This window comes from Pantoea sp. GABEPS69 (assembly GCF_045780835.1).
Taxonomy (GTDB): domain Bacteria; phylum Pseudomonadota; class Gammaproteobacteria; order Enterobacterales; family Enterobacteriaceae; genus Pantoea; species Pantoea septica.
The window spans coordinates 2,608,949-2,627,289 of record NZ_CP118618.1 but is presented as its reverse complement, the minus strand read 5'-3'; the positions used below and the strand labels follow the sequence as shown (position 1 = coordinate 2,627,289).

General features: G+C 58.7%; 14 protein-coding genes. 5 read left to right on the top strand and 9 right to left on the bottom strand.

Annotation, left to right across the window (positions count from 1 at the left end; all coding sequences use genetic code 11):
• Positions 1-96 precede the first annotated feature (96 nt).
• The 3 genes from ldtD (at position 97) to PVE98_RS12910 (ending at position 3,311) form a co-directional block, all read left to right on the top strand.
• Positions 97-1,905, top strand: coding sequence for a L,D-transpeptidase (gene ldtD / locus PVE98_RS12920; protein ID WP_096072889.1), 1,809 nt, complete (start codon positions 97-99; stop codon positions 1,903-1,905).
• 188 nt (positions 1,906-2,093) lie between these two features.
• Positions 2,094-2,642, top strand: a complete 549-nt coding sequence (locus PVE98_RS12915) for a YcbK family protein (RefSeq protein ID WP_096072890.1) — start codon at positions 2,094-2,096, stop codon at positions 2,640-2,642.
• A 39-nt stretch (positions 2,643-2,681) separates the two neighbouring features.
• Positions 2,682-3,311: an MBL fold metallo-hydrolase gene (locus PVE98_RS12910; protein ID WP_096072891.1), complete on the top strand. Its 630-nt coding sequence runs from the start codon at positions 2,682-2,684 to the stop codon at positions 3,309-3,311.
• A gap of 75 nt (positions 3,312-3,386) precedes the next feature.
• Here PVE98_RS12910 and PVE98_RS12905 read toward each other — a convergent pair whose 3' ends face one another.
• From PVE98_RS12905 to pncB, 4 genes are all read right to left on the bottom strand, one after another.
• The gene (locus PVE98_RS12905; RefSeq protein ID WP_096072892.1) at positions 3,387-4,577 is read right to left on the bottom strand and encodes an amino acid aminotransferase; all 1,191 of its coding nucleotides are present in this window, start codon (positions 4,575-4,577) and stop codon (positions 3,387-3,389) included.
• A gap of 208 nt (positions 4,578-4,785) precedes the next feature.
• Positions 4,786-5,946, bottom strand: coding sequence for a porin OmpF (ompF, locus tag PVE98_RS12900; protein WP_096072893.1), 1,161 nt, complete (start codon positions 5,944-5,946; stop codon positions 4,786-4,788).
• Positions 5,947-6,247: 301 nt separating this feature from the next.
• Positions 6,248-7,648, bottom strand: coding sequence for an asparagine--tRNA ligase (gene asnS, locus PVE98_RS12895; RefSeq protein ID WP_033751232.1), 1,401 nt, complete (start codon positions 7,646-7,648; stop codon positions 6,248-6,250).
• A 159-nt stretch (positions 7,649-7,807) separates the two neighbouring features.
• Positions 7,808-9,013, bottom strand: a complete 1,206-nt coding sequence (pncB, locus tag PVE98_RS12890; RefSeq protein ID WP_096073887.1) for a nicotinate phosphoribosyltransferase — start codon at positions 9,011-9,013, stop codon at positions 7,808-7,810.
• A gap of 241 nt (positions 9,014-9,254) precedes the next feature.
• On the opposite strand from pncB, the gene pepN reads away from it, so the two are divergent.
• Entirely contained in the window at positions 9,255-11,870 is a 2,616-nt protein-coding gene (pepN, locus tag PVE98_RS12885) for an aminopeptidase N (RefSeq protein ID WP_033751230.1), read from the top strand.
• A 268-nt stretch (positions 11,871-12,138) separates the two neighbouring features.
• Here the strand turns inward: pepN and ssuB are convergent, their stop codons facing one another.
• From ssuB to ssuE, 5 genes are read right to left on the bottom strand one after another with little or no spacing between them, the layout of a single operon-like run.
• Entirely contained in the window at positions 12,139-12,927 is a 789-nt protein-coding gene (gene ssuB, locus PVE98_RS12880; RefSeq protein ID WP_096072894.1) for an aliphatic sulfonates ABC transporter ATP-binding protein, read from the bottom strand.
• Entirely contained in the window at positions 12,924-13,715 is a 792-nt protein-coding gene (ssuC, locus tag PVE98_RS12875) for an aliphatic sulfonate ABC transporter permease SsuC (protein ID WP_096072895.1), read from the bottom strand. The genes ssuB and ssuC overlap by 4 nt, the downstream gene beginning before the upstream one ends.
• A gap of 10 nt (positions 13,716-13,725) precedes the next feature.
• Positions 13,726-14,871: an FMNH2-dependent alkanesulfonate monooxygenase gene (ssuD, locus tag PVE98_RS12870; RefSeq protein ID WP_033751221.1), complete on the bottom strand. Its 1,146-nt coding sequence runs from the start codon at positions 14,869-14,871 to the stop codon at positions 13,726-13,728.
• Positions 14,872-14,881: 10 nt separating this feature from the next.
• Positions 14,882-15,829: a sulfonate ABC transporter substrate-binding protein gene (locus PVE98_RS12865; protein ID WP_096072897.1), complete on the bottom strand. Its 948-nt coding sequence runs from the start codon at positions 15,827-15,829 to the stop codon at positions 14,882-14,884.
• A 14-nt stretch (positions 15,830-15,843) separates the two neighbouring features.
• Complete coding sequence (gene ssuE / locus PVE98_RS12860) at positions 15,844-16,395, bottom strand: NADPH-dependent FMN reductase (RefSeq protein ID WP_033789321.1); 552 nt, start codon at positions 16,393-16,395, stop codon at positions 15,844-15,846.
• Positions 16,396-17,160: 765 nt separating this feature from the next.
• On the opposite strand from ssuE, the gene PVE98_RS12855 reads away from it, so the two are divergent.
• The gene (locus tag PVE98_RS12855; protein WP_096072899.1) at positions 17,161-18,141 is read left to right on the top strand and encodes a glycosyltransferase; all 981 of its coding nucleotides are present in this window, start codon (positions 17,161-17,163) and stop codon (positions 18,139-18,141) included.
• The last annotated feature ends 200 nt before the right edge of the window (positions 18,142-18,341 follow it).

Genomic DNA, 18,341 nt, shown 5'->3' with positions numbered 1-18,341 from the left:
AATGCCGTTTTTTATTTGTATACTCAGGAGACGAGTAGCAGCCCAGTTGCAGCGGATCCAGGAAACGCTGCGTGGTAAACAAATGAGGGGGCAGGGATGTTGCTGACCAATAAAACCAACAATTATCTGTTTTCACTGCTGGCGCTTGCGCTGGCCTTAACGCCGGTGCATCTGACGCATGCGGCGGTTATTGCAGCGTTACCCGGTACTACGCACGCGACCATTTCAGTCAGCGATAGTCAGCAGCGCCTGCGTCAGGCGTTCGCCGGTAAAGAGCCGCCGTTCTATTTAGCCACGCTGGCGACCCTTTATGCGGCGCACAATATGCAGCCGATGTGGCAGGATCGCGCGGCGGTGCAGCAGTTCCAGCAGCAGCTGGCGGAAGTCGCCATGTCAGGCGTGCAGCCTCAGTTCACGCGCTGGGTCGATCGTCTGACCGATCCCGGCATCAACGGTTTCGCGCGCGACGTAGTGCTTAGCGACGCGATGCTGGGCTATCTGCAGTTTGTCTCCAGCGTGCCGACGCAGGGCGAAAGCTGGCTCTACAGCAACGTGCCCTACAAGCTGGCGCAGCCGCCGGTATCGGTAGTGAACCAGTGGCAAAACGCAGTGCTGGCGGGCGGCTCCGCCGCGTTCGTCGCCTCGCTGGTGCCGCAGCACCCGCAATATGCGCCGATGCACGCCGCGCTGAAGCAGATGCTTACCGACTCGCGTCCCTGGCCGCAGCTGAAAAACCGCGAAACGCTGCGTCCGGGTCAGGTGAGCGACGACGTTCCGGCACTGCGCGAAATATTACAGCGCACCGGCATGCTCTCCGCGCAGCCTGTCGCGCCGGGCCCTGCGGACGATGCGGTGCCTACCGCGCCGGTTCCGGCGAGCCAGAGCGGTCAGCCCGCGGCGGTAAGTCCTTCAGCGGCCAGCGTCGGCGATCTCGCCGCGCAAACGCCGCAGCAGGCGGGCAACGTGCAGAATGGCGCCGCTGACGCGGTTAGCGACAACGTCTATGACGCCGCGCTGGTGGAGGGCGTTAAGCGCTTCCAGCAGTGGCAGGGATTAGGCGGAGACGGCGCGGTCGGTCCGCGCACCCGCGAATGGCTCAACGTGACGCCGCAAATGCGCGCCGCGCTGCTGGCGCTGAATATTCAGCGTTTGCGCCTGCTGCCGGACGACATGCACAACGGCATCATGGTCAACATTCCCAACTTTTCGCTGACCTACTACAACAACGGCAACAAGATCCTCTCGTCGCGCGTGATTGTCGGCCGTCCCGATCGTAAAACGCCGCTGATGCGCAGCGCGCTAAATAATGTGGTGCTTAATCCGCCGTGGAACGTGCCGACGACGCTGGTGCGTCAGGACATCATTCCTAAGGTGAAGCAGGATCCGAATTATCTCTACAAGCACGGCTATACGCTGCTCTCCGGCTGGAGCGCGGACGCGGAGGTGATCGATCCCAGCATGATTGACTGGAGCATGGTCTCCGCTTCGTCGTTCCCCTATCGGCTGCGTCAGGCACCGGGCAACACCAACTCGCTGGGCCGCTATAAGTTCAACATGCCGAGCTCGGACGCCATCTACCTGCACGACACGCCCAATCACGCCCTGTTTCAGCGCGATATCCGCGCGCTTAGCTCAGGCTGCGTGCGCGTCAATAAAGCGTCAGAGCTGGCGGGACTGCTGCTGCAGGATGCCGGCTGGAATGATTCGCGCATTTCCGACCAGTTAAAACAGGGCGATACGCGCTACGTGCCGATTCGACACCGCATCCCGGTGAATCTGTACTATCTGACCGCTTGGGTCGCTGATGACGGCAAGCCGCAGTTCCGCACAGATATTTACAATTATGATAATCCTGCCCGTTCCGGCAGTCAGGCGCTGGCGCGCGCTGGACAGCTGCTGCTCTAATCCTTGATTTTCCGACCCTGTTCCTTTTCGCCGCCGCTGCGATAAGGATTCCAGAATGGCGATCCCGTCCGGGATCGCCGCACAAACCTCTCTACGACAGGTTGACGTGACCCGGATGGCCGGTTATGGTGCGGCCTTGTGCGGTTTTTGCACATTTCGATGGCTTCAATCTCAGGTAACCGTTTTTCATGTCCAGTTTTAACTTAACACGTCGCAAATTGCTTCTTGGCGGAACGGCTGCGGCCGGCATGGCGCTGCTGCCCAACGCAGCCATGGCCTCGCTTTCAACGTCACGTCCTCGGGTGCTGACGCTGAGCAATCTTCACACCGGTGAAACCCTTAAAACTGAGTTTTTTAACGGGAAAAGTTACGATAAGAGCGAGCTGGCTCGTCTGAACCACTTTTTTCGCGACTATCGCGCCAATCTGACGAAAAGCATCGATCCCCATCTCTTCGATCATATCTATCGCCTGCAGGCGCTGCTCGAGACCCGTAAGCCGATTCAGCTGATCTCCGGCTATCGCTCGCTGGCGACCAACAATATGCTGCGCGAAAGCGGTCCGGGCGTGGCGAAGCATAGCTACCACACCAAAGGTCAGGCGATGGATTTTCATATCGAAGGCATCGCGCTGAATAACATTCGCAAAGCGGCCTTAACAATGCGCGCCGGTGGTGTAGGATATTATCCTCGCAGCAACTTCGTTCATATTGATACCGGGCCGGTACGGCACTGGTAACGACGCCGGCAACGCTGCGTGCGCCGGTCATGGAGCGTTATGAACTACCACATTATTCCTGTTACCGCCTTTGCGCAGAACTGTTCGGTTATCTGGTGTGAGGCGACGCGCGACGCCGCCCTGGTCGATCCGGGCGGTGATGCGGCGACCATTATCGCCACGCTCCAGCAGCTCAATCTTACCCCGCGCCAGATTTTACTGACGCACGGCCATCTCGATCACGTTGGCGCGGCGGCGGAACTGGCGGCGCACTATCAGGCGCCGATTGTCGGCCCGCACCGGCTGGACGCTTTCTGGCTGGAAGCGCTGTCGACCCAGAGCCGGATGTTTGGTCTGGTGGAGTGCGCGCCCTTTACGCCGGATCGCTGGCTGGAGGAGGGCGACAGCGTGCAGGTCGGCGACGTCGAGCTGACGATCCTGCATACGCCTGGCCACACGCCGGGCCATATCGTCTTTTTCGATCGCGCAGGCCGTCTGCTGATTTCCGGCGATGTGATTTTCCACGGTGGCGTAGGGCGAACCGACTTCCCGCAGGGTAGCCATCAGGATTTGATCGCCTCGATTAAAGAGAAGCTGCTGCCGCTGGGCGACGATATCACCTTCGTGCCCGGCCACGGCGCCATCTCGACGCTGGGACGTGAACGTATCAGCAATCCCTTTCTGCAATAAAAAATGGGCCGTAGCGGCCCATTTTCTCTCCTGACGCACGCCAACCGCGTGCGTCTCAGCGGGAAGCGTGCAGATTTACAGCACCGCGACGATCGCCTCGCACAGCGCCGACATATTATCCGGCGTCATGCCCGCCACGTTAACTCGGCCCGAATTCACCGCATAGACGGCAAACTCGTCACGCAGGCGGATAACCTGATCTTTGGTCAGGCCGCTAAAAGAGAACATGCCGTTCTGCTGAATGATAAAGCTGAAGTCGCGCGTGGCGCCTTTCTCCGCCAGGGTATTCACGAACAGCTGACGCATGCGCTGAATGCGCTGGCGCATATCGGTCAGCTCCTGCTCCCAGATGGTACGCAGCGCCTGATTGCTCAGTATGGTCGCCACCACCGCGGCGCCGTGCGCCGGCGGGTTGGAGTAGTTGGCGCGAATGGTGTACTTCACCTGGCTGAAGGCGGTGGCTGCGGTGGCCGCATCGGCCGCGACCAGGGTAATGGCGCCGACGCGCTCATTGTATAAGCCGAAGTTCTTGGAGTATGAGCTGGCGACGAATAGCTCCTGATGCGAGGCGGCGAAAATACGCAGTCCTTCCGCATCTTCATTCAGGCCGCGCGCAAAGCCCTGATAGGCGAAGTCGAACAGCGGCAGCCATCCTTTCGCCTGAGAGAGCTGCGCCAGCTGGCTCCACTGTTCCGCCGTCGGATCGATGCCGGTCGGGTTATGGCAGCAGCCGTGGAACAGCACCACGTCGCCTGCTTTGGCTTCCTGCAGCGCGGCCAGCATGCCGTCGAAGTCGAGCTGGTGGTTTTCCGCATCATACCAGGCGTATTCGCACACCTCCAGGCCCGCCGCGTTAAAGACGTTTTTATGGTTCGGCCAGCTGGGGTTGCTTACCCAGACGCGCTTAACGGTCGTCTGCGTGGCGAGAAAATCTGCGGCGACGCGCAGCGCGCCGGTGCCGCCAGGGGTCTGCGCGGTGCGCGCGCGGCCAGCGGCGATCAGCGGATTCTCTGCGCCAAACAGCAGCTCCTGAGTGCAGCGCGCAAAATCGGCCAGGCCATCAATGCTGAGGTAGTTTTTGGTGGTTTCGTTTTCCAGCAGATACTGCTCGGCTTTTTTTACGCTGGTGAGTACCGGCGTATTACCGGTTTCATCTTTATAAACGCCGATGCCAAGGTTGATTTTGTGCGGGCGGTCGTCAGCGCGAAACAGATCGGCCAGCCCAAGAATAGGATCGGCGGGTGCCGCAGAGATAGATTCAAACATGAGTCGTGTCCAGTAGCGTGAACTTTAACGAAATGAGCCTTCAGGTTAACGTCAGCGCTGCGCATTGCCAACCGTTTACGCAAAAAATCGTCGCCGGGCGTCGGAGAGTACGCAGGCGCAGGACAAAGATAAGAAGGGCGTCGCTGTACGGTGAATGGCAGGCATAAAAAAACGGAGCCGAAGCTCCGTTTTTTCTGCGACAGCTAACTTAGAACTGGTAAACCAGGCCTACTGCTACGGTGTCGTCGGTGTTCAGACCCAGCGCGTTGTTGTCATCCAGCTGGTTGATCTGGTAGTCAGCATAAACTGACATGTTTTTGTTGAAGTAGTAGGTTGCGCCCACGTCGATGTATTTGATCAGGTCAGCATCGCCCACGCCTTCAATGTCTTTGCCTTTAGACTGCACGTAGGCGATAGACGGACGCAGACCGAAGTCGAACTGATACTGTGCAACCAGCTCGATGTTCTGCGCTTTGTTGGCGAAGCCAGTAGTGGTGAAGGTTGAGCCGTTTGCCAGCGTGCCTGTTGCTGTTACAGGAGTAGAGTTACGGGTTTCACCGTACATCGCTGCCAGGTAGACGTTATTCGCATCATATTTGATCGCGGTAGCCCAGTTCTCAGCACGCTTGCCAGCGCCCTGGCCAGTGGTGGTAGTAACGCTATTACCGCCAACTGCAGCAGGAGGAGTAACGGTAGTTTTCGCGCCTGCAGCCTGGCTGTCAGTGCGATCGCTACTGCTGTATGCGCCTACGATACCCAGACCGATTGGGGAGGTGTAAGAGGTTGACAGGCCCCAGCCGTCGCCGTTGGCGCGACGATCGTTATCAGCACGCTCGTTTTTACCCTGATACTGTGCCGCGAAGTCCCAGCCATCTACCAGACCGAAGAAGTTCTTGTTGCGGTAGGTCAGCAGACCGGTGCTACGACCGTTCATGAAGTTGTCTGAGTAGCCAGAGTCGCCGCCGAATTCTGGCAGCATATCGGTCCAGCCGATGGCGTCGTAAACAACGCCGTAGTTACGACCGTAGTCGATTGAACCCGCATCGCCAAATTTCAGACCGGCAAAGCCCAGACGGGTACGGTTGCCATCTTGCGCGTCAGAACCTTCAGAGTTGTTGGCCTGAACGTTGTATTCCCACTGGCCGTAACCGGTCAGCTGGTCATTGATCTGAGTTTCACCCTTAAAGCCGAAGCGAACATAAGTTTTATCGCCATCGTTATCAGTATTATCAGAAAAATAGTGCAGACCAACAGCTTTGCCGTACAGGTCCAGCTTGTTGCCGTCTTTATTATAAATTTCTGCTGCGTTTGCTGCGCCGGCAGCTAACAGAGCAGGGATAACCACTGCAAGAATGTTGCGCTTCATCATTATTTATTACCCTCATTGGAGTTTATTCGGACACCTGCCACTGCCGTCAAGAAACCGTTACGGAACCCTGAGAGAAGTTTGGTGTCTTCCTGTGTCTGCACGCATCTTTCCATCCCGAAGCAGGATATGCCACACTGAAAATGCTACTAAACTCCCAATCTGGTTTCTAAAAGAAAATTTGTATTACAAAATGTAAATATTGGGGAACTTTGTGAGAGAACTCAAAATTTACAAAAATAAAAAAAGGCCGGCAGTGCCGACCTAGTTATATATATGAATTTCTTATAATTAATAGATAATTTTAGAAATTTGCATTGCGCGGGGTGCGTGGGAAAGGGATAACGTCCCTTACATTTTGTACGCCGGTGACATAGGCGATTAAGCGTTCAAAGCCTAAACCGAAGCCTGAATGGGGCACGGTGCCGTAGCGACGCAGATCGCGATACCACCAGTAATCTTCTTTATTCAGGCCCATCTCTTCCATACGCGCATCCAGCACGTCGAGACGCTCTTCACGCTGCGAACCGCCGATAATTTCGCCGATGCCCGGGGCCAGCACGTCCATCGCCGCCACGGTTTTATTATCCTCGTTAAGGCGCATATAGAACGCCTTGATCTCTTTCGGATAGTTTTTTACTACAACCGGCGCTTTAAAGTGCTGTTCGGCCAGATAGCGCTCGTGCTCGGAAGAGAGATCGATGCCCCAGGAAACCGGGTTTTCGAAGCTCTGTCCGCACTTTTCCAGAATGGTAATAGCGTCGGTGTAATCAACCTGTGCGAAGTCGGTGGAGATAAAGCGCTCCAGACGATCGACCGCCTCTTTATCCACGCGTTCGGCAAAGAACGCCATATCGTCGGCGCGTTCGTCGAGCACCGCTTTAAATACATACTTCAGCATCGCTTCGGCGAGCGCGGCAGCGTCATCCAGCGTGGCGAAGGCGATTTCCGGCTCCAGCATCCAGAACTCCGCCAGATGGCGGCTGGTGTTGGAGTTTTCCGCGCGGAAGGTCGGGCCGAAGGTGTAGATTTTCGACAGAGCGCAGGCGTAAGTTTCACCGTTCAGCTGGCCGGAAACGGTCAGGAAGGCCTCTTTGCCGAAGAAATCTTCGTTGAAGTCGACGGCGCCCTGCGGCGTGCGCGGCAGGTTTTCCAGATCCAGCGTCGAAACGCGGAACATTTCGCCGGCGCCTTCGGTGTCCGAGGCGGTGATCAGCGGAGTCGAAACCCAGAAGTAGCCGTTCTCGTGGAAGAAGCGATGCAGCGCCTGCGCCAGGGTATGGCGCACGCGCGCCACGGCGCCAATCAGGTTGGTGCGCGGACGCAGGTGCGCCACTTCGCGCAGATATTCGATGCTGTGACGCTTCGCCGCCATCGGATAGGTGTCAGGATCGTCCACCCAGCCGGTCACTTCCACGCGGGTCGCCTGGATCTCAAACGCCTGGCCCTGACCCGGCGAGGCCACCACGGTACCGGTCACGATCACGGAGCAGCCGGTGGTCAGGTGCAGAACCTCGTCCTGATAATTATTCAGAGAATTATTCACAACGGCCTGAACGGGATTAAAGCAGGAACCGTCATAAACGGCGACGAAGGAAAGACCGGCTTTTGAATCTCTTCGGGTACGCACCCAACCACGTACGGTGACTTCACTGTCAACCGCGACGCGACCGTGCAGTACATCCGCTACAGGCACTACGCTCATAAATATCTCTCTATATAGAAGAAGTGAGTTTGAAAAATCTCCCCACACCGGGGTGTTGCTATGTTACTTGCGAGTCGCAAGGAAACAAGCAAAATCCGGCGGGACGGCAGATTTATTACAGCAGAAGCGGGGCGCGTCAACGCCCCGATAACGCGAGGATTAACTGGCTTTTTTCACCAGTGGCAAATCGAAGGCTTTGCGCAGCGCGCGGACGAAGGCCTGATCCTGACAGATGGTTTTGCCCGGACTGTCGGAGAGTTTCGCCACCGGCTTGCCGTTGCACTCCACCAGTTTAATCACGATATTCAGCGGCCTGACGCCGGGAATATCGCAGGTCAGGCGGGTACCGATGCCAAACACCACGCCAGCGCGCTGGCCGAAGTGGCGATAGAGCGCCAGCGCCTTATCCAGGTCGAGGTTGTCGGAAAAGACCAGGGTTTTGCTGTGCGGATCGATGCCCAGCTTCTCATAGTGGGCCAGCGCCTTTTCGCCCCACTCGACGGGATCGCCTGAATCGTGACGTAGTCCCTGATAGCGGCTGGCGAAGTTAACGCCGAAGTCGCGCAGAAAGGCGTCCATCGCGATGCAGTCGGTGAGCGCGATGCCCAACTGCCCGTCATACTCGTCGAGCCACGCCTGCAGCGCCGCGCGCTGGCTGTTGGCCAGCACCGGGCTAATCTGCTGAAAAGCCTGAAACCATTCGTGCGCCTGCGTGCCGACCGGCGTCAGCGCCAGGCGGCGCGCCAGATCGTAGTTGCTGGTGCCGATCAGCCAGGGGAAGTCCTGCTTCAGGGTGGCGACGATAGCCTGCTGCACCTCCTGCGAGAAACGGCGGCGGGTGCCGAAATCCATCAGGCGAAAGCGCGACATATCGATGTCGGCGACATCGCGGCGGAAGGCGCTCAGCTTCTGCTGCAGATGGTCGACCGCCTGCTGCGCGCTTACCAGCGGCGAGCGGTGGCGATGCACCACTTCGCTGATCAGCGCCAGCAGCGGCACCTCCCATAAAATCACTTCGCGCCAGGGGCCGGTGATGCGGATAGCGAGATGGCCGTCGCTATTGCGCACCTGCACCTGGTCGGGGTTATAACGAAAATCGCGCAGCCAGTTAAGGTAGTCGGCGTGGAAGAAGGGCAGGCTGGAGAGATACGTATGTTCGTCATCGGTCAGCGCTAGCGTCTGCATGGCGTTAATGGCCTCGCGAATCTCGTTCGCATAGAGACCAAGCAGATCGTCGCCGCGGCAACGAAACTCAGCCGCCACCGTGACATCATGATAACGGTGGAATACGGCTTGCTGCATATGAAGCTTGTAGGCGTCAGTATCCAGCAGGGAAGTCAGTATCGGGGAAGCATGTCCTGTCATGGTGCGTTTCAGCATCCTGTTCGGCGGCGCAGAGCCCGGTGTGTGAGAGTCATAAAGACGCAGGAGTATAAATCAGTAACTGCGACCGATCACAGCATATTTCAAGCCCGCAGGTCGAGGTTAAAACGTGCCGTTGTTAATGAATTGTAGCTATTTATGCCGCGATGCGCATTGTGCATGGCAAGCTAAAGGCAACGCGCTTAGACTTTGGCGGTAAACCTATAACAATGCGAGACGGAATATGACGCAACAGCACCACATTAAATATCGCCACGACTATCGTGCGCCGGATTACACCATCACCGATATCGACCTGACCTTTGCGCTCGACGCCGCGGCGACGCGCGTCACCGCCGTCAGCCAGGTTAAACGTCTCGGCGATGCGCAGGCTGAGCTGCGTCTCGATGGCGAAGCGTTAACCCTGATCGCCATTGAAGTGGATGGATCGCCGTGGAGCGCCTACCGTCAGGAAGAGGGCGCGCTGGTGCTGAGCCAGCTGCCGGAGCAGTTCCAGCTCAAGATCGTCAACGATATTCATCCCGATAAAAATACCGCGCTGGAAGGGCTCTATCAGTCTGGCGAAGCGCTCTGCACCCAGTGCGAAGCCGAAGGTTTCCGCCACATTACCTGGTATCTGGATCGCCCGGACGTGCTGGCGCGCTTTACCACCACCATCATCGCCGACGAGGCGCGCTACCCCTATCTGCTCTCCAACGGCAACCGCATCGACGGCGGCAAAGCGGAGCAGGGCAAGCACTGGGTGAAATGGCAGGATCCCTTCCCGAAACCCTGCTATCTCTTTGCGCTGGTGGCGGGCGATTTCGACGTGCTGCGCGACAGCTTTAAGACCCGTTCCGGCCGCGACGTGGCGCTGGAGATCTTCGTCGATCGCGGCAATCTGGATCGCGCCGACTGGGCGATGACCTCGCTGAAAAACAGCATGAAGTGGGATGAGGAGCGCTTCGGCCTCGAGTATGACCTCGACATCTTTATGATTGTCGCCGTCGACTTCTTCAATATGGGCGCGATGGAGAACAAAGGCCTGAACGTCTTCAACTCCAAATATGTGCTGGCGAAGGCGGAAACCGCGACCGACAAAGACTATCTCGGCATCGAAGCGGTAATCGGCCATGAATATTTTCACAACTGGACCGGCAACCGCGTCACCTGCCGCGACTGGTTCCAGCTCAGTCTGAAAGAGGGGCTGACGGTATTCCGCGATCAGGAGTTCAGCTCCGATCTCGGCTCGCGCGCGGTCAACCGCATCGATAACGTGCGCGTGATGCGCGGCGCGCAGTTCGCCGAGGACGCCAGCCCAATGGCGCACCCGATCCGCCCGGATCAGGTGATGGAGATGAATAACTTCTATACCCTGACCGTTTACGAAAAGGGATCGGAAGTGATCCGCATGATGCACACGCTGCTCGGCGAAGAGAACTTCCAGAAAGGGATGCAGCTCTACTTCGAGCGTCACGATGGCAGCGCGGCGACCTGCGACGACTTCGTGCAGGCGATGGAAGATGCCTCGAATGTCGATCTGTCGCAGTTCCGCCGCTGGTACAGCCAGAGCGGCACGCCGGTGCTGACGGTACGCGACGACTACAATCCCGAGCTGGAACAGTATACGCTGCACGTCACGCAGCATACGCCGCCGACCGCCGATCAGAAAGAGAAGCTGCCGCTGCATATTCCGCTCGATATCGAACTCTATGACGGCGAAGGCAAGGTGATTCCGCTGCAGCATAACGGTCATCCGGTGCATCACGTGCTGAACGTGACCGAGGAGTTCCAGACCTTTATCTTCGATAACGTCTACTTCCAGCCGGTGCCGTCGCTGCTGCGCGAATTCTCCGCGCCGGTGAAGCTCGACTATAAATGGAGCGATGCTCAGCTCACCTTCCTGATGCGCCATGCGCGCAACGACTTTGCACGCTGGGATGCGGCGCAGAGCCTGCTGGCCACCTATATCCGCCTTAACGTGGCGCGCCATCAGCAAGGCCAGCCGCTGTCGCTGCCGCTGCACGTTGCCGACGCTTTCCGCGCGGTTCTGCTGGACGAAGGGCGCGATCCGGCGCTGACCGCGCAGATTCTGACGCTGCCGGGCGAGAACGAGATTGCCGAGCTGTTCGAGGTGATCGATCCGCAGGCGATTACGGTGGTGCGCGAGGCGCTGGTGCGCACGCTGGCCACCGAGCTGGCGGATGAGTTTTATGCCGTCTACAACGCTAATCAGCAGGGCGAGTACCGTATTGAGCACGATGCGATGGGGCAGCGCGCGCTGAAGAATATCTGTCTCTACTATCTGGCGTTCGGCGAAACAGCGCTGGCGGACAGGCTGGTGCAGACGCAGTATCAGCAGGCGAACAATATGACGGATGCGCTGGCGGCGCTGGCGGCGTCGGTGGCGGCGCAGCTGCCGTGCCGCGGCGCGCTGCTGGCGCACTACGACGAGCGTTGGCATCGTGATGGCCTGGTGATGGATAAATGGTTAATGCTGCAGGCCACCAGCCCGTCGCCGGACGTCTTGCAGAAGGTGCGCGAGCTGCTGCATCATCGCTCGTTCACCATGAGCAACCCTAACCGCATCCGCGCGCTGATCGGCGCCTTCGTCTCCGGCAACCCGGCGGCGTTCCACGCTAAAGACGGCAGCGGCTATCAGTTCCTGGTGGAGATGCTGACCGATCTCAATACCCGCAACCCGCAGGTGGCGGCGCGTATGATCGAGCCGCTGATCCGCCTGAAGCGCTACGACGCCGACCGTCAGGCGCTGATGCGTCAGGCGCTGGAAACGCTGCAGGGGCTGGATAAGCTCTCGGGCGATCTCTATGAGAAGATCACCCGCGCGCTGAACGCTTAAACGGCAAAGGCGGGAAATATTCCCGCCTTACAGGCCGCAGAAAAGTATAAAACGCGGGTAGCAGGGACCGGAGAGTAAAGCGTCCCGCGACAGGGACAAAAACGCCGGGAGCGTTTTTGAACAACGCAGCGCGTTGGCCCGGTACGGGCGCACCTCAGGGATGAGGTGCGTATCCACGCGGGACGAGCGCGCAAGGATGCCTTGAGCGACTTTGTGATCGGTCACTGCTACCCGCCTTGTCATCTGACCCCGGTGTTACCAACTATTTTTAGCGCTGGTGGGCGTAGCGCGCCGGCTGCTCGCTTTCGCTGCGGCGCATCACGCGATCCAGCACCTCTGCCTCCAGCTCCGCCAGCCTGACCGACCCGCGACGGCGCGGACGCGGCAAATCCACCAGCAAATCGAGCCCAATCTGACCCTCTTCGATCAGCAGCACGCGATCCGCCATCGCCACGGCTTCGCTGACGTCATGCGTTACCAGCAGCACGGTAAAATGGTGTTGCTGCCATAACGACTCGATTAGCCCCTGCATTTCAATACGCGTCAGCGCATCCAGCGCGCCGAGCGGCTCGTCGAGCAGCAGCAGACCCGGACGGTGGATCAGCGCGCGCGCCAGCGCCACGCGCTGCTTCTGTCCGCCGGAGAGCGCAGCGGGCCACTCATGCGCGCGCTCCGCCAGCCCGACCGCCTCCAGCGCCTCGAGCGCCGCGCCGCGCCACTCGCGACCCTTCAGGCCGAGACCGACATTATCGATAACCCGCTTCCACGGCAGCAGACGCGCGTCCTGAAACATCAGACGGGTATCTTCGCGCGCGGTGTGCAGCGGCGCGTTGCCCGCCAGCAGCTCGCCCTGGGTGGTCTGCTCCAGCCCCGCCAGCAGGCGCAGCAGCGTACTCTTGCCGCAGCCGCTGCGCCCAACTACCGCGACAAACTGGCCGGAAGGAATATGCAGATCGATATGATTCAGGATGGTGCGGCTGCCGTACTGCTTGCTGACGCCGTTGACGCCGACCGGCGTGCCGGCGTTCAGCCGCGCCGGAGAGAGTGAAGTGCTCATGCGTTCTCCTCCTTCAATTGCCAGGCCGGATGCCAGCGCAGCCAGATGCGTTCCAGCAGCAGGGCGGCGACATCCGCCAGTTTGCCGAGCAGGGCGTAAAGAATAATCGCCACCACCACCACGTCGGTTTGCAGGAACTCACGCGCGTTCATCGCCAGATAGCCGATGCCCGAATTGGCGGAAATGGTTTCGGCGACGATCAGCGTCAGCCACATCAGGCCGAGCGCGAAACGCACGCCGACCATAATCGAGGGCAGGGCGCCGGGCAGGATCACCTGAATAAACAGGCTCCAGCCCGAGAGGCCGTAGCTACGCGCCATCTCCACCAGGCCGCGATCGATATTGCGGATGCCGTGATAGGTATTGAGGTAGATGGGAAACAGGGTGCCGAGCGCCACCAGAAAAATCTTCGCGGCCTCGTCGATGCCAAACCAGAGGATCACCAGCGGGATCAGCGCCAGATGCGGCACGTTGCGCAGCATCTGCACCGAGGTATCGAGCAGCCGCTCGCCAAGGCGCGAGGTGCCGGTGATCAGCCCCAGAATCAGCCCGATGGAGCCGCCGATGCTAAAGCCGATCAGCGCGCGCCAGCCACTGATGGCGAGGTGCTGCCACAGCTCGCCGCTGGCGGCCAGATGCCAGAAGGTAATGACGATATTTTCCGGCGAAGGCAGAATGCGCGTCGACAGCAGCCCGGTCTGGGAGGCAATTTGCCAGATCGCTACCAGCAGCGCCGGAAAAATCCAGGGCACCAGCTGGTTGGTAATGCGTTTAGTGGTTTTCGCCATCATTTCTCCCTCAGCTCTGCGACACTTTCTGCGGACGGAAATCGTTGGCGACGGTTTCGCCGAACGCCTGCACGTCGCGCGGTTGCGGGATCTGCGGCACCTCCAGGTCGAGATGCGGGAAGAGCAGCTCGCCGACGCGATACGCCTCTTCCAGATGCGGATAGCCGGAAAGAATAAAGGTCTCGATGCCGAGGTCGGCGTACTCCTGCATGCGCGCGGCCACGGTTGGGCCGTCGCCGACCAGCGCGGTGCCGGCGCCGCCGCGCACCAGACCAACGCCCGCCCACAGGTTCGGGCTGATTTCCAGCTGGTCGCGGCGCCCGCTGTGCAGCGCCGCCATGCGCTGCTGGCCCACCGAGTCGGTGCGGGCGAATGCGGCTTGCGCCTTCGCGATAGTGTCGTCGTCGAGATGGGCGATCAGACGATCGGCGGCGCGCCAGGCTTCGTCATTGGTTTCGCGAACAATGACGTGCAGACGAATGCCGAAGCGCACCTTGCGTCCCTGCGCCGCCGCTTTGGCGCGCACCTGTTCAATCTTCTCTTTCACCAGCGCCGGCGGTTCGCCCCAGGTGAGGTAGACGTCGACCTGCTCGGCGGCCAGATCCTGCGCCGGTTCAGAGGAGCCGCCGAACCAGAGCGGCGGACGCGGCTGCTGCACCGGGTCGAACAGCAGGCGCGCGCCGCGCACCTTGACATATTTGCCGGCATAATCGACCGTTTCGCCCTCCAGCACGCGACGCCAGACGCGGGTAAACTCCGCCGACTCGACATAGCGCTCATGGTGATCGAGAAATACGCCGTCGCCCGCCAGCTCTTCGGGATCGCCGCCGGTCACCAGATTAAATAGCGCACGGCCGTTAGAGAGGCGATCCAGGGTTGCGGCCTGGCGCGCCGCCTGAGTCGGCGAAATCACGCCGGGGCGCAGCGCCACCAGAAAGCGCAGGCGCTGCGTTACCGGGATCAGCGAGGCGGCGACCAGCCAGGCGTCTTCGCACGAACGGCCGGTTGGGATGAGCACGCCGCCGAAGCCCAGGCGGTCTGCGGCCTGCGCGATCTGCTGCAGGTAGCCGTGGTCAACCGGACGCGCCCCTTCCGAGGTGCCGAGATAGTGTCCGTCGCCGTGCGTCGGAAGAAACCAGAATACGGATAAGCTCATTATTCGCTCCTTACTGAAGTTGGGCGCTGGGATGCCAGATGCGATCGGCGATCGTCAGTTTGACCGGCACCAGGTGGCTGGAATAGAACAGATCGGCGGTGTGCTGCTGCGCCGCTGCGGTTTGCGCGCTGACCGGCGAAATATGGGTCGGCGGGCGGTGATCGAGATAGCTGGCGATAACCGGCTTCGGCAGGCCCATTGCGGCGGCGAGCAGATCGATGCTCTGATCGCGCTGGCTGAGCGTCAGCGCATCCGCCTGGCTAAAGGTATCCAGCACCTGTTGAACGAAGGCGCCGTTCTGCTCGGCGAACTTACGCGTCGCCAGGTAGAATGAGCCGGTAAGATTGAGCTGGCTGCCGTCGGCCAGCACGCGCACGTTGCCCTGCTGCAGCGCGGCGGAATAGTAGGGATCCCAGATAGCCCAGGCGTCCACGTCGCCCTGCTGGAAGGCGGCGCGCGCGTCGGCAGGCGTCAGATAGATCGGCTGAATATCTTTAAAGCTCAGCCCTTCACGCTGCAGGGCGCGCAGCAGCAGGTTGTGCGAGCTGGAGCCTTTCTGAAAGGCGACTTTCTTGCCTTTCAAATCGGCGACGCTTTTTAGCGGGCTGTTCTTCGCCACCAGAATCACCTCAGCCTGCGGCTTAGGCGGCTCCGAGCCGACGTAAAGCAGATCGGCGCCCGCTGCCTGGGCGAACAGCGGCGGTATATCGCCGGTGCTGCCGAGGTCGATACTGTCGACGTTTAGCGCCTCCAGCATCTGCGGACCGGCGGGAAATTCGATCCACTGAATTTTGGTGTCGGGGAAGCGCTGCTCCAGCAGTCGGTGCGATTTCGCCAGCACCATGCTGACGGAACCTTTCTGGTAGCCGATGCGAATCTGCGCGGGCGCGTCCGCCGCCTGCGTTTGCAGGCTCAGCACGGCGAGTGCGGCAAGTAGCCAGCCGGTGATGCTCTTCATGTCGGTTTCTTCCTTTAAACAGCCTGCGCCAGAGGTTTGTGATGGCGGGTCAGCGCCAGCCAGAACGCCTCGACCGCCTCATCCAGCCGGCGCGCCAGCGCCGCCTGCAGCTCTGGCTGGCGATCGTAGTGGGTAATCTGATGATCTTCGGCAAATACGCCGTGCAGGATCTCCTGCGCCTTCAGCGCGTTCAGCACCGGCTTCAGGGCGTAATCGACCGCGAGCATATGGGCCACGCTGCCGCCGCTGGCCAGCGGCAGCACCACTTTGTGCTCCAGGGCGCGTTCGGGCAGCAGATCGAGCAGGGTTTTCAGCGCGCCTGAGAAAGAGGCCTTATAGACCGGCGTGGCGACGATCACGCCGTCGGCGGCGAGCAAATCTTCGCGCAGCGCCAGCAGCGCCGGGGCATCGAACCGCGCGTTAATAAGATCGTCAGGCTGAAAATTCTGGATATTCCAGGGGATCACCTCAACGCCGCGCGCTTCCAGCGCGCGCTGGCACAGGGTAAGCAGCGAAGTCGAACGTGACGGGAAACGCGGGCTGCCCGCTAGCGTAATAACTCGCATCGTTACTCCTTATAACTGAAAGTTATTGATTAGCTATTGTTGAGAACTGATGGTCACATCCTGACAGAGCGGGGGAGAGGGCTTAAATGATTTATCCGGCAATCTAAAGGCGAAAAGCGCAAAACGCGCAGCGTTATTAATGAAAGCATTATCGGAAGCGGCAGGGCTGAGTTCCGAATAATCCTAAAACACTGGCGCAGATCCACAGGCATTGTTTATGCCGACTTAACAAATAGCAGCAAAAGTATCTGCACATTATCTGACGCAGGCTTATTAATCAGACAGGACACGTGGCGCTATTTGTTTCCTGCAACCCATTTGATGTGACGTGACGGAGAAAAAGCTAATCATGCCGCCTCCGCTGTGGGCTCGCCGGCGTTATTATCGGAATATCGCCATGCCGATAACGGACGTCGGGGAAACGTCATTTTCGTTAAGTGATAATAAAGCCATCAGACTGAAACGCCTTGTGACCTCTTTTCCGTCTAAAAGCGCTGACGCTTTAGCCAGAAAAGTTACATGATGTTAAGCAAAAGCCGCGCTTTGCCTCTGATACTTTACCTGGCGTGATAGATTCCGCGCTGAGGACGAATCTGAATAAAACGCTGGCCCTGTTAATAGAAAAAAGCTTCTGCCTATACTATTCCACCACGAGAGACTCGCTGCTGACGTCTCGTTTAATTCTTTCTGCGCCATGCTTTAACACAACTTTAATATTTGTGTAACGCTCGTGCTTTTTCTTTTAATCGACCCAGAGAAAGATGTATGGCAAAGACGCTGCTATCAGTCATTATTCCCACGTATAACGTGGAGAAATATATAGTCGAATGTGTCGACTCCTTGTTGCGTCAGGTTGACGCGCCGACAGAAATTATCATTGTTAACGACAGCTCGACCGATGGCACTCTGGCGCTGGTGGAGCAGAAATATGGTCACCAGCCGCAGGTTCGCGTTATCACCACGCCCAACGGCGGCGCGGGTAAAGCGCGAGATACCGGCATTGACGCCGCGCAGGGAGAGTTTGTCTTCTTCTGCGACCCGGACGATATCGTACCGGAAGGCTTCGTTGCAGAGCTGCAGCAGGTTACCGCTGCGCACCCTGAGATCGACCTCTTTTGCTTTAATTCGCAGATGTTTGAAGACGGTCGGGAAAATCAGACCCGTCCTAAAGTGCGCCACGATCAATTCGGTCTGCAGCCGCCACAGCAGGTTTTGTCGCGTCTGTTGAATAACGGCTCCTATACATCCGCCGCCTGGAACTACGCGGTGAAAAGAAGCCTGATTACGCAGCACAACCTGCGTTTTGTCGACCGGGTGCATGAAGATCATAAATTTACGCTGTCGGTATTTGTTCATGCCACGCACGCCTGGGTAAGCCAGCACGTTTACTATCGCCAGCGCGTACGTAGCGGCTCGCTCACCAACAGTCGCAAAAACGACGACTATTTCCTGCAGCGTTATAACGCCTTTATGCAGACCTACGGCATCCTTAAGCATAATTTAGATCATTCGCCGCTGAAGACGCAGCTGGAAAAAGCCTATTTAATGCACTCTTTCCGCCTGATGATTTATTTGTCGCTCTACAACGGCACGCCGGTGCCGGAATATGTCATTAATGCGATTCGCTTTATGGGCGGCAAATTTAAGCCGGTCAACGCTAAAGAGTGGCTGCTTATTAATCGCCCGCGCATGTTTATCCTGCTGCAAAAATATAAAGTTACAAAAGAGCTGAAAAAAGCCGCCTGACTTTTCGCTCGCATTAGCATGCCTGCTTATCGGACGATTCACCGCGGATAAATATTATTTCACCCTCTGGCTTCTTCCGCGGCAGGTCAGATTATCTCTGGCGCGCAGCGCCAGAGATAAATTTAAGACTATGTCTGGTAGGCAGGTCTGATGATGTGTGCCACGCTTGTGGCCTCCGAGAAAACTGCCCAGATACAATC

What these genes read in the sequence shown, in the direction of transcription:
- PVE98_RS12915 (WP_096072890.1), top strand. Translation starts at nt 2,094, where the DNA reads ATGTCCAGTTTTAACTTAACACGTCGCAAATTGCTTCTTGGCGGAACG.
- pncB (WP_096073887.1), bottom strand. Translation starts at nt 9,013, where the DNA reads ATGACAGGACATGCTTCCCCGATACTGACTTCCCTGCTGGATACTGAC.
- asnS (WP_033751232.1), bottom strand. Translation starts at nt 7,648, where the DNA reads ATGAGCGTAGTGCCTGTAGCGGATGTACTGCACGGTCGCGTCGCGGTT.
- PVE98_RS12855 (WP_096072899.1), top strand. Translation starts at nt 17,161, where the DNA reads ATGGCAAAGACGCTGCTATCAGTCATTATTCCCACGTATAACGTGGAG.
- ompF (WP_096072893.1), bottom strand. Translation starts at nt 5,946, where the DNA reads ATGATGAAGCGCAACATTCTTGCAGTGGTTATCCCTGCTCTGTTAGCT.
- ssuD (WP_033751221.1), bottom strand. Translation starts at nt 14,871, where the DNA reads ATGAGCTTATCCGTATTCTGGTTTCTTCCGACGCACGGCGACGGACAC.
- ldtD (WP_096072889.1), top strand. Translation starts at nt 97, where the DNA reads ATGTTGCTGACCAATAAAACCAACAATTATCTGTTTTCACTGCTGGCG.
- ssuC (WP_096072895.1), bottom strand. Translation starts at nt 13,715, where the DNA reads ATGGCGAAAACCACTAAACGCATTACCAACCAGCTGGTGCCCTGGATT.
- ssuE (WP_033789321.1), bottom strand. Translation starts at nt 16,395, where the DNA reads ATGCGAGTTATTACGCTAGCGGGCAGCCCGCGTTTCCCGTCACGTTCG.
- PVE98_RS12905 (WP_096072892.1), bottom strand. Translation starts at nt 4,577, where the DNA reads ATGTTTGAATCTATCTCTGCGGCACCCGCCGATCCTATTCTTGGGCTG.
- PVE98_RS12865 (WP_096072897.1), bottom strand. Translation starts at nt 15,829, where the DNA reads ATGAAGAGCATCACCGGCTGGCTACTTGCCGCACTCGCCGTGCTGAGC.
- PVE98_RS12910 (WP_096072891.1), top strand. Translation starts at nt 2,682, where the DNA reads ATGAACTACCACATTATTCCTGTTACCGCCTTTGCGCAGAACTGTTCG.
- ssuB (WP_096072894.1), bottom strand. Translation starts at nt 12,927, where the DNA reads ATGAGCACTTCACTCTCTCCGGCGCGGCTGAACGCCGGCACGCCGGTC.
- pepN (WP_033751230.1), top strand. Translation starts at nt 9,255, where the DNA reads ATGACGCAACAGCACCACATTAAATATCGCCACGACTATCGTGCGCCG.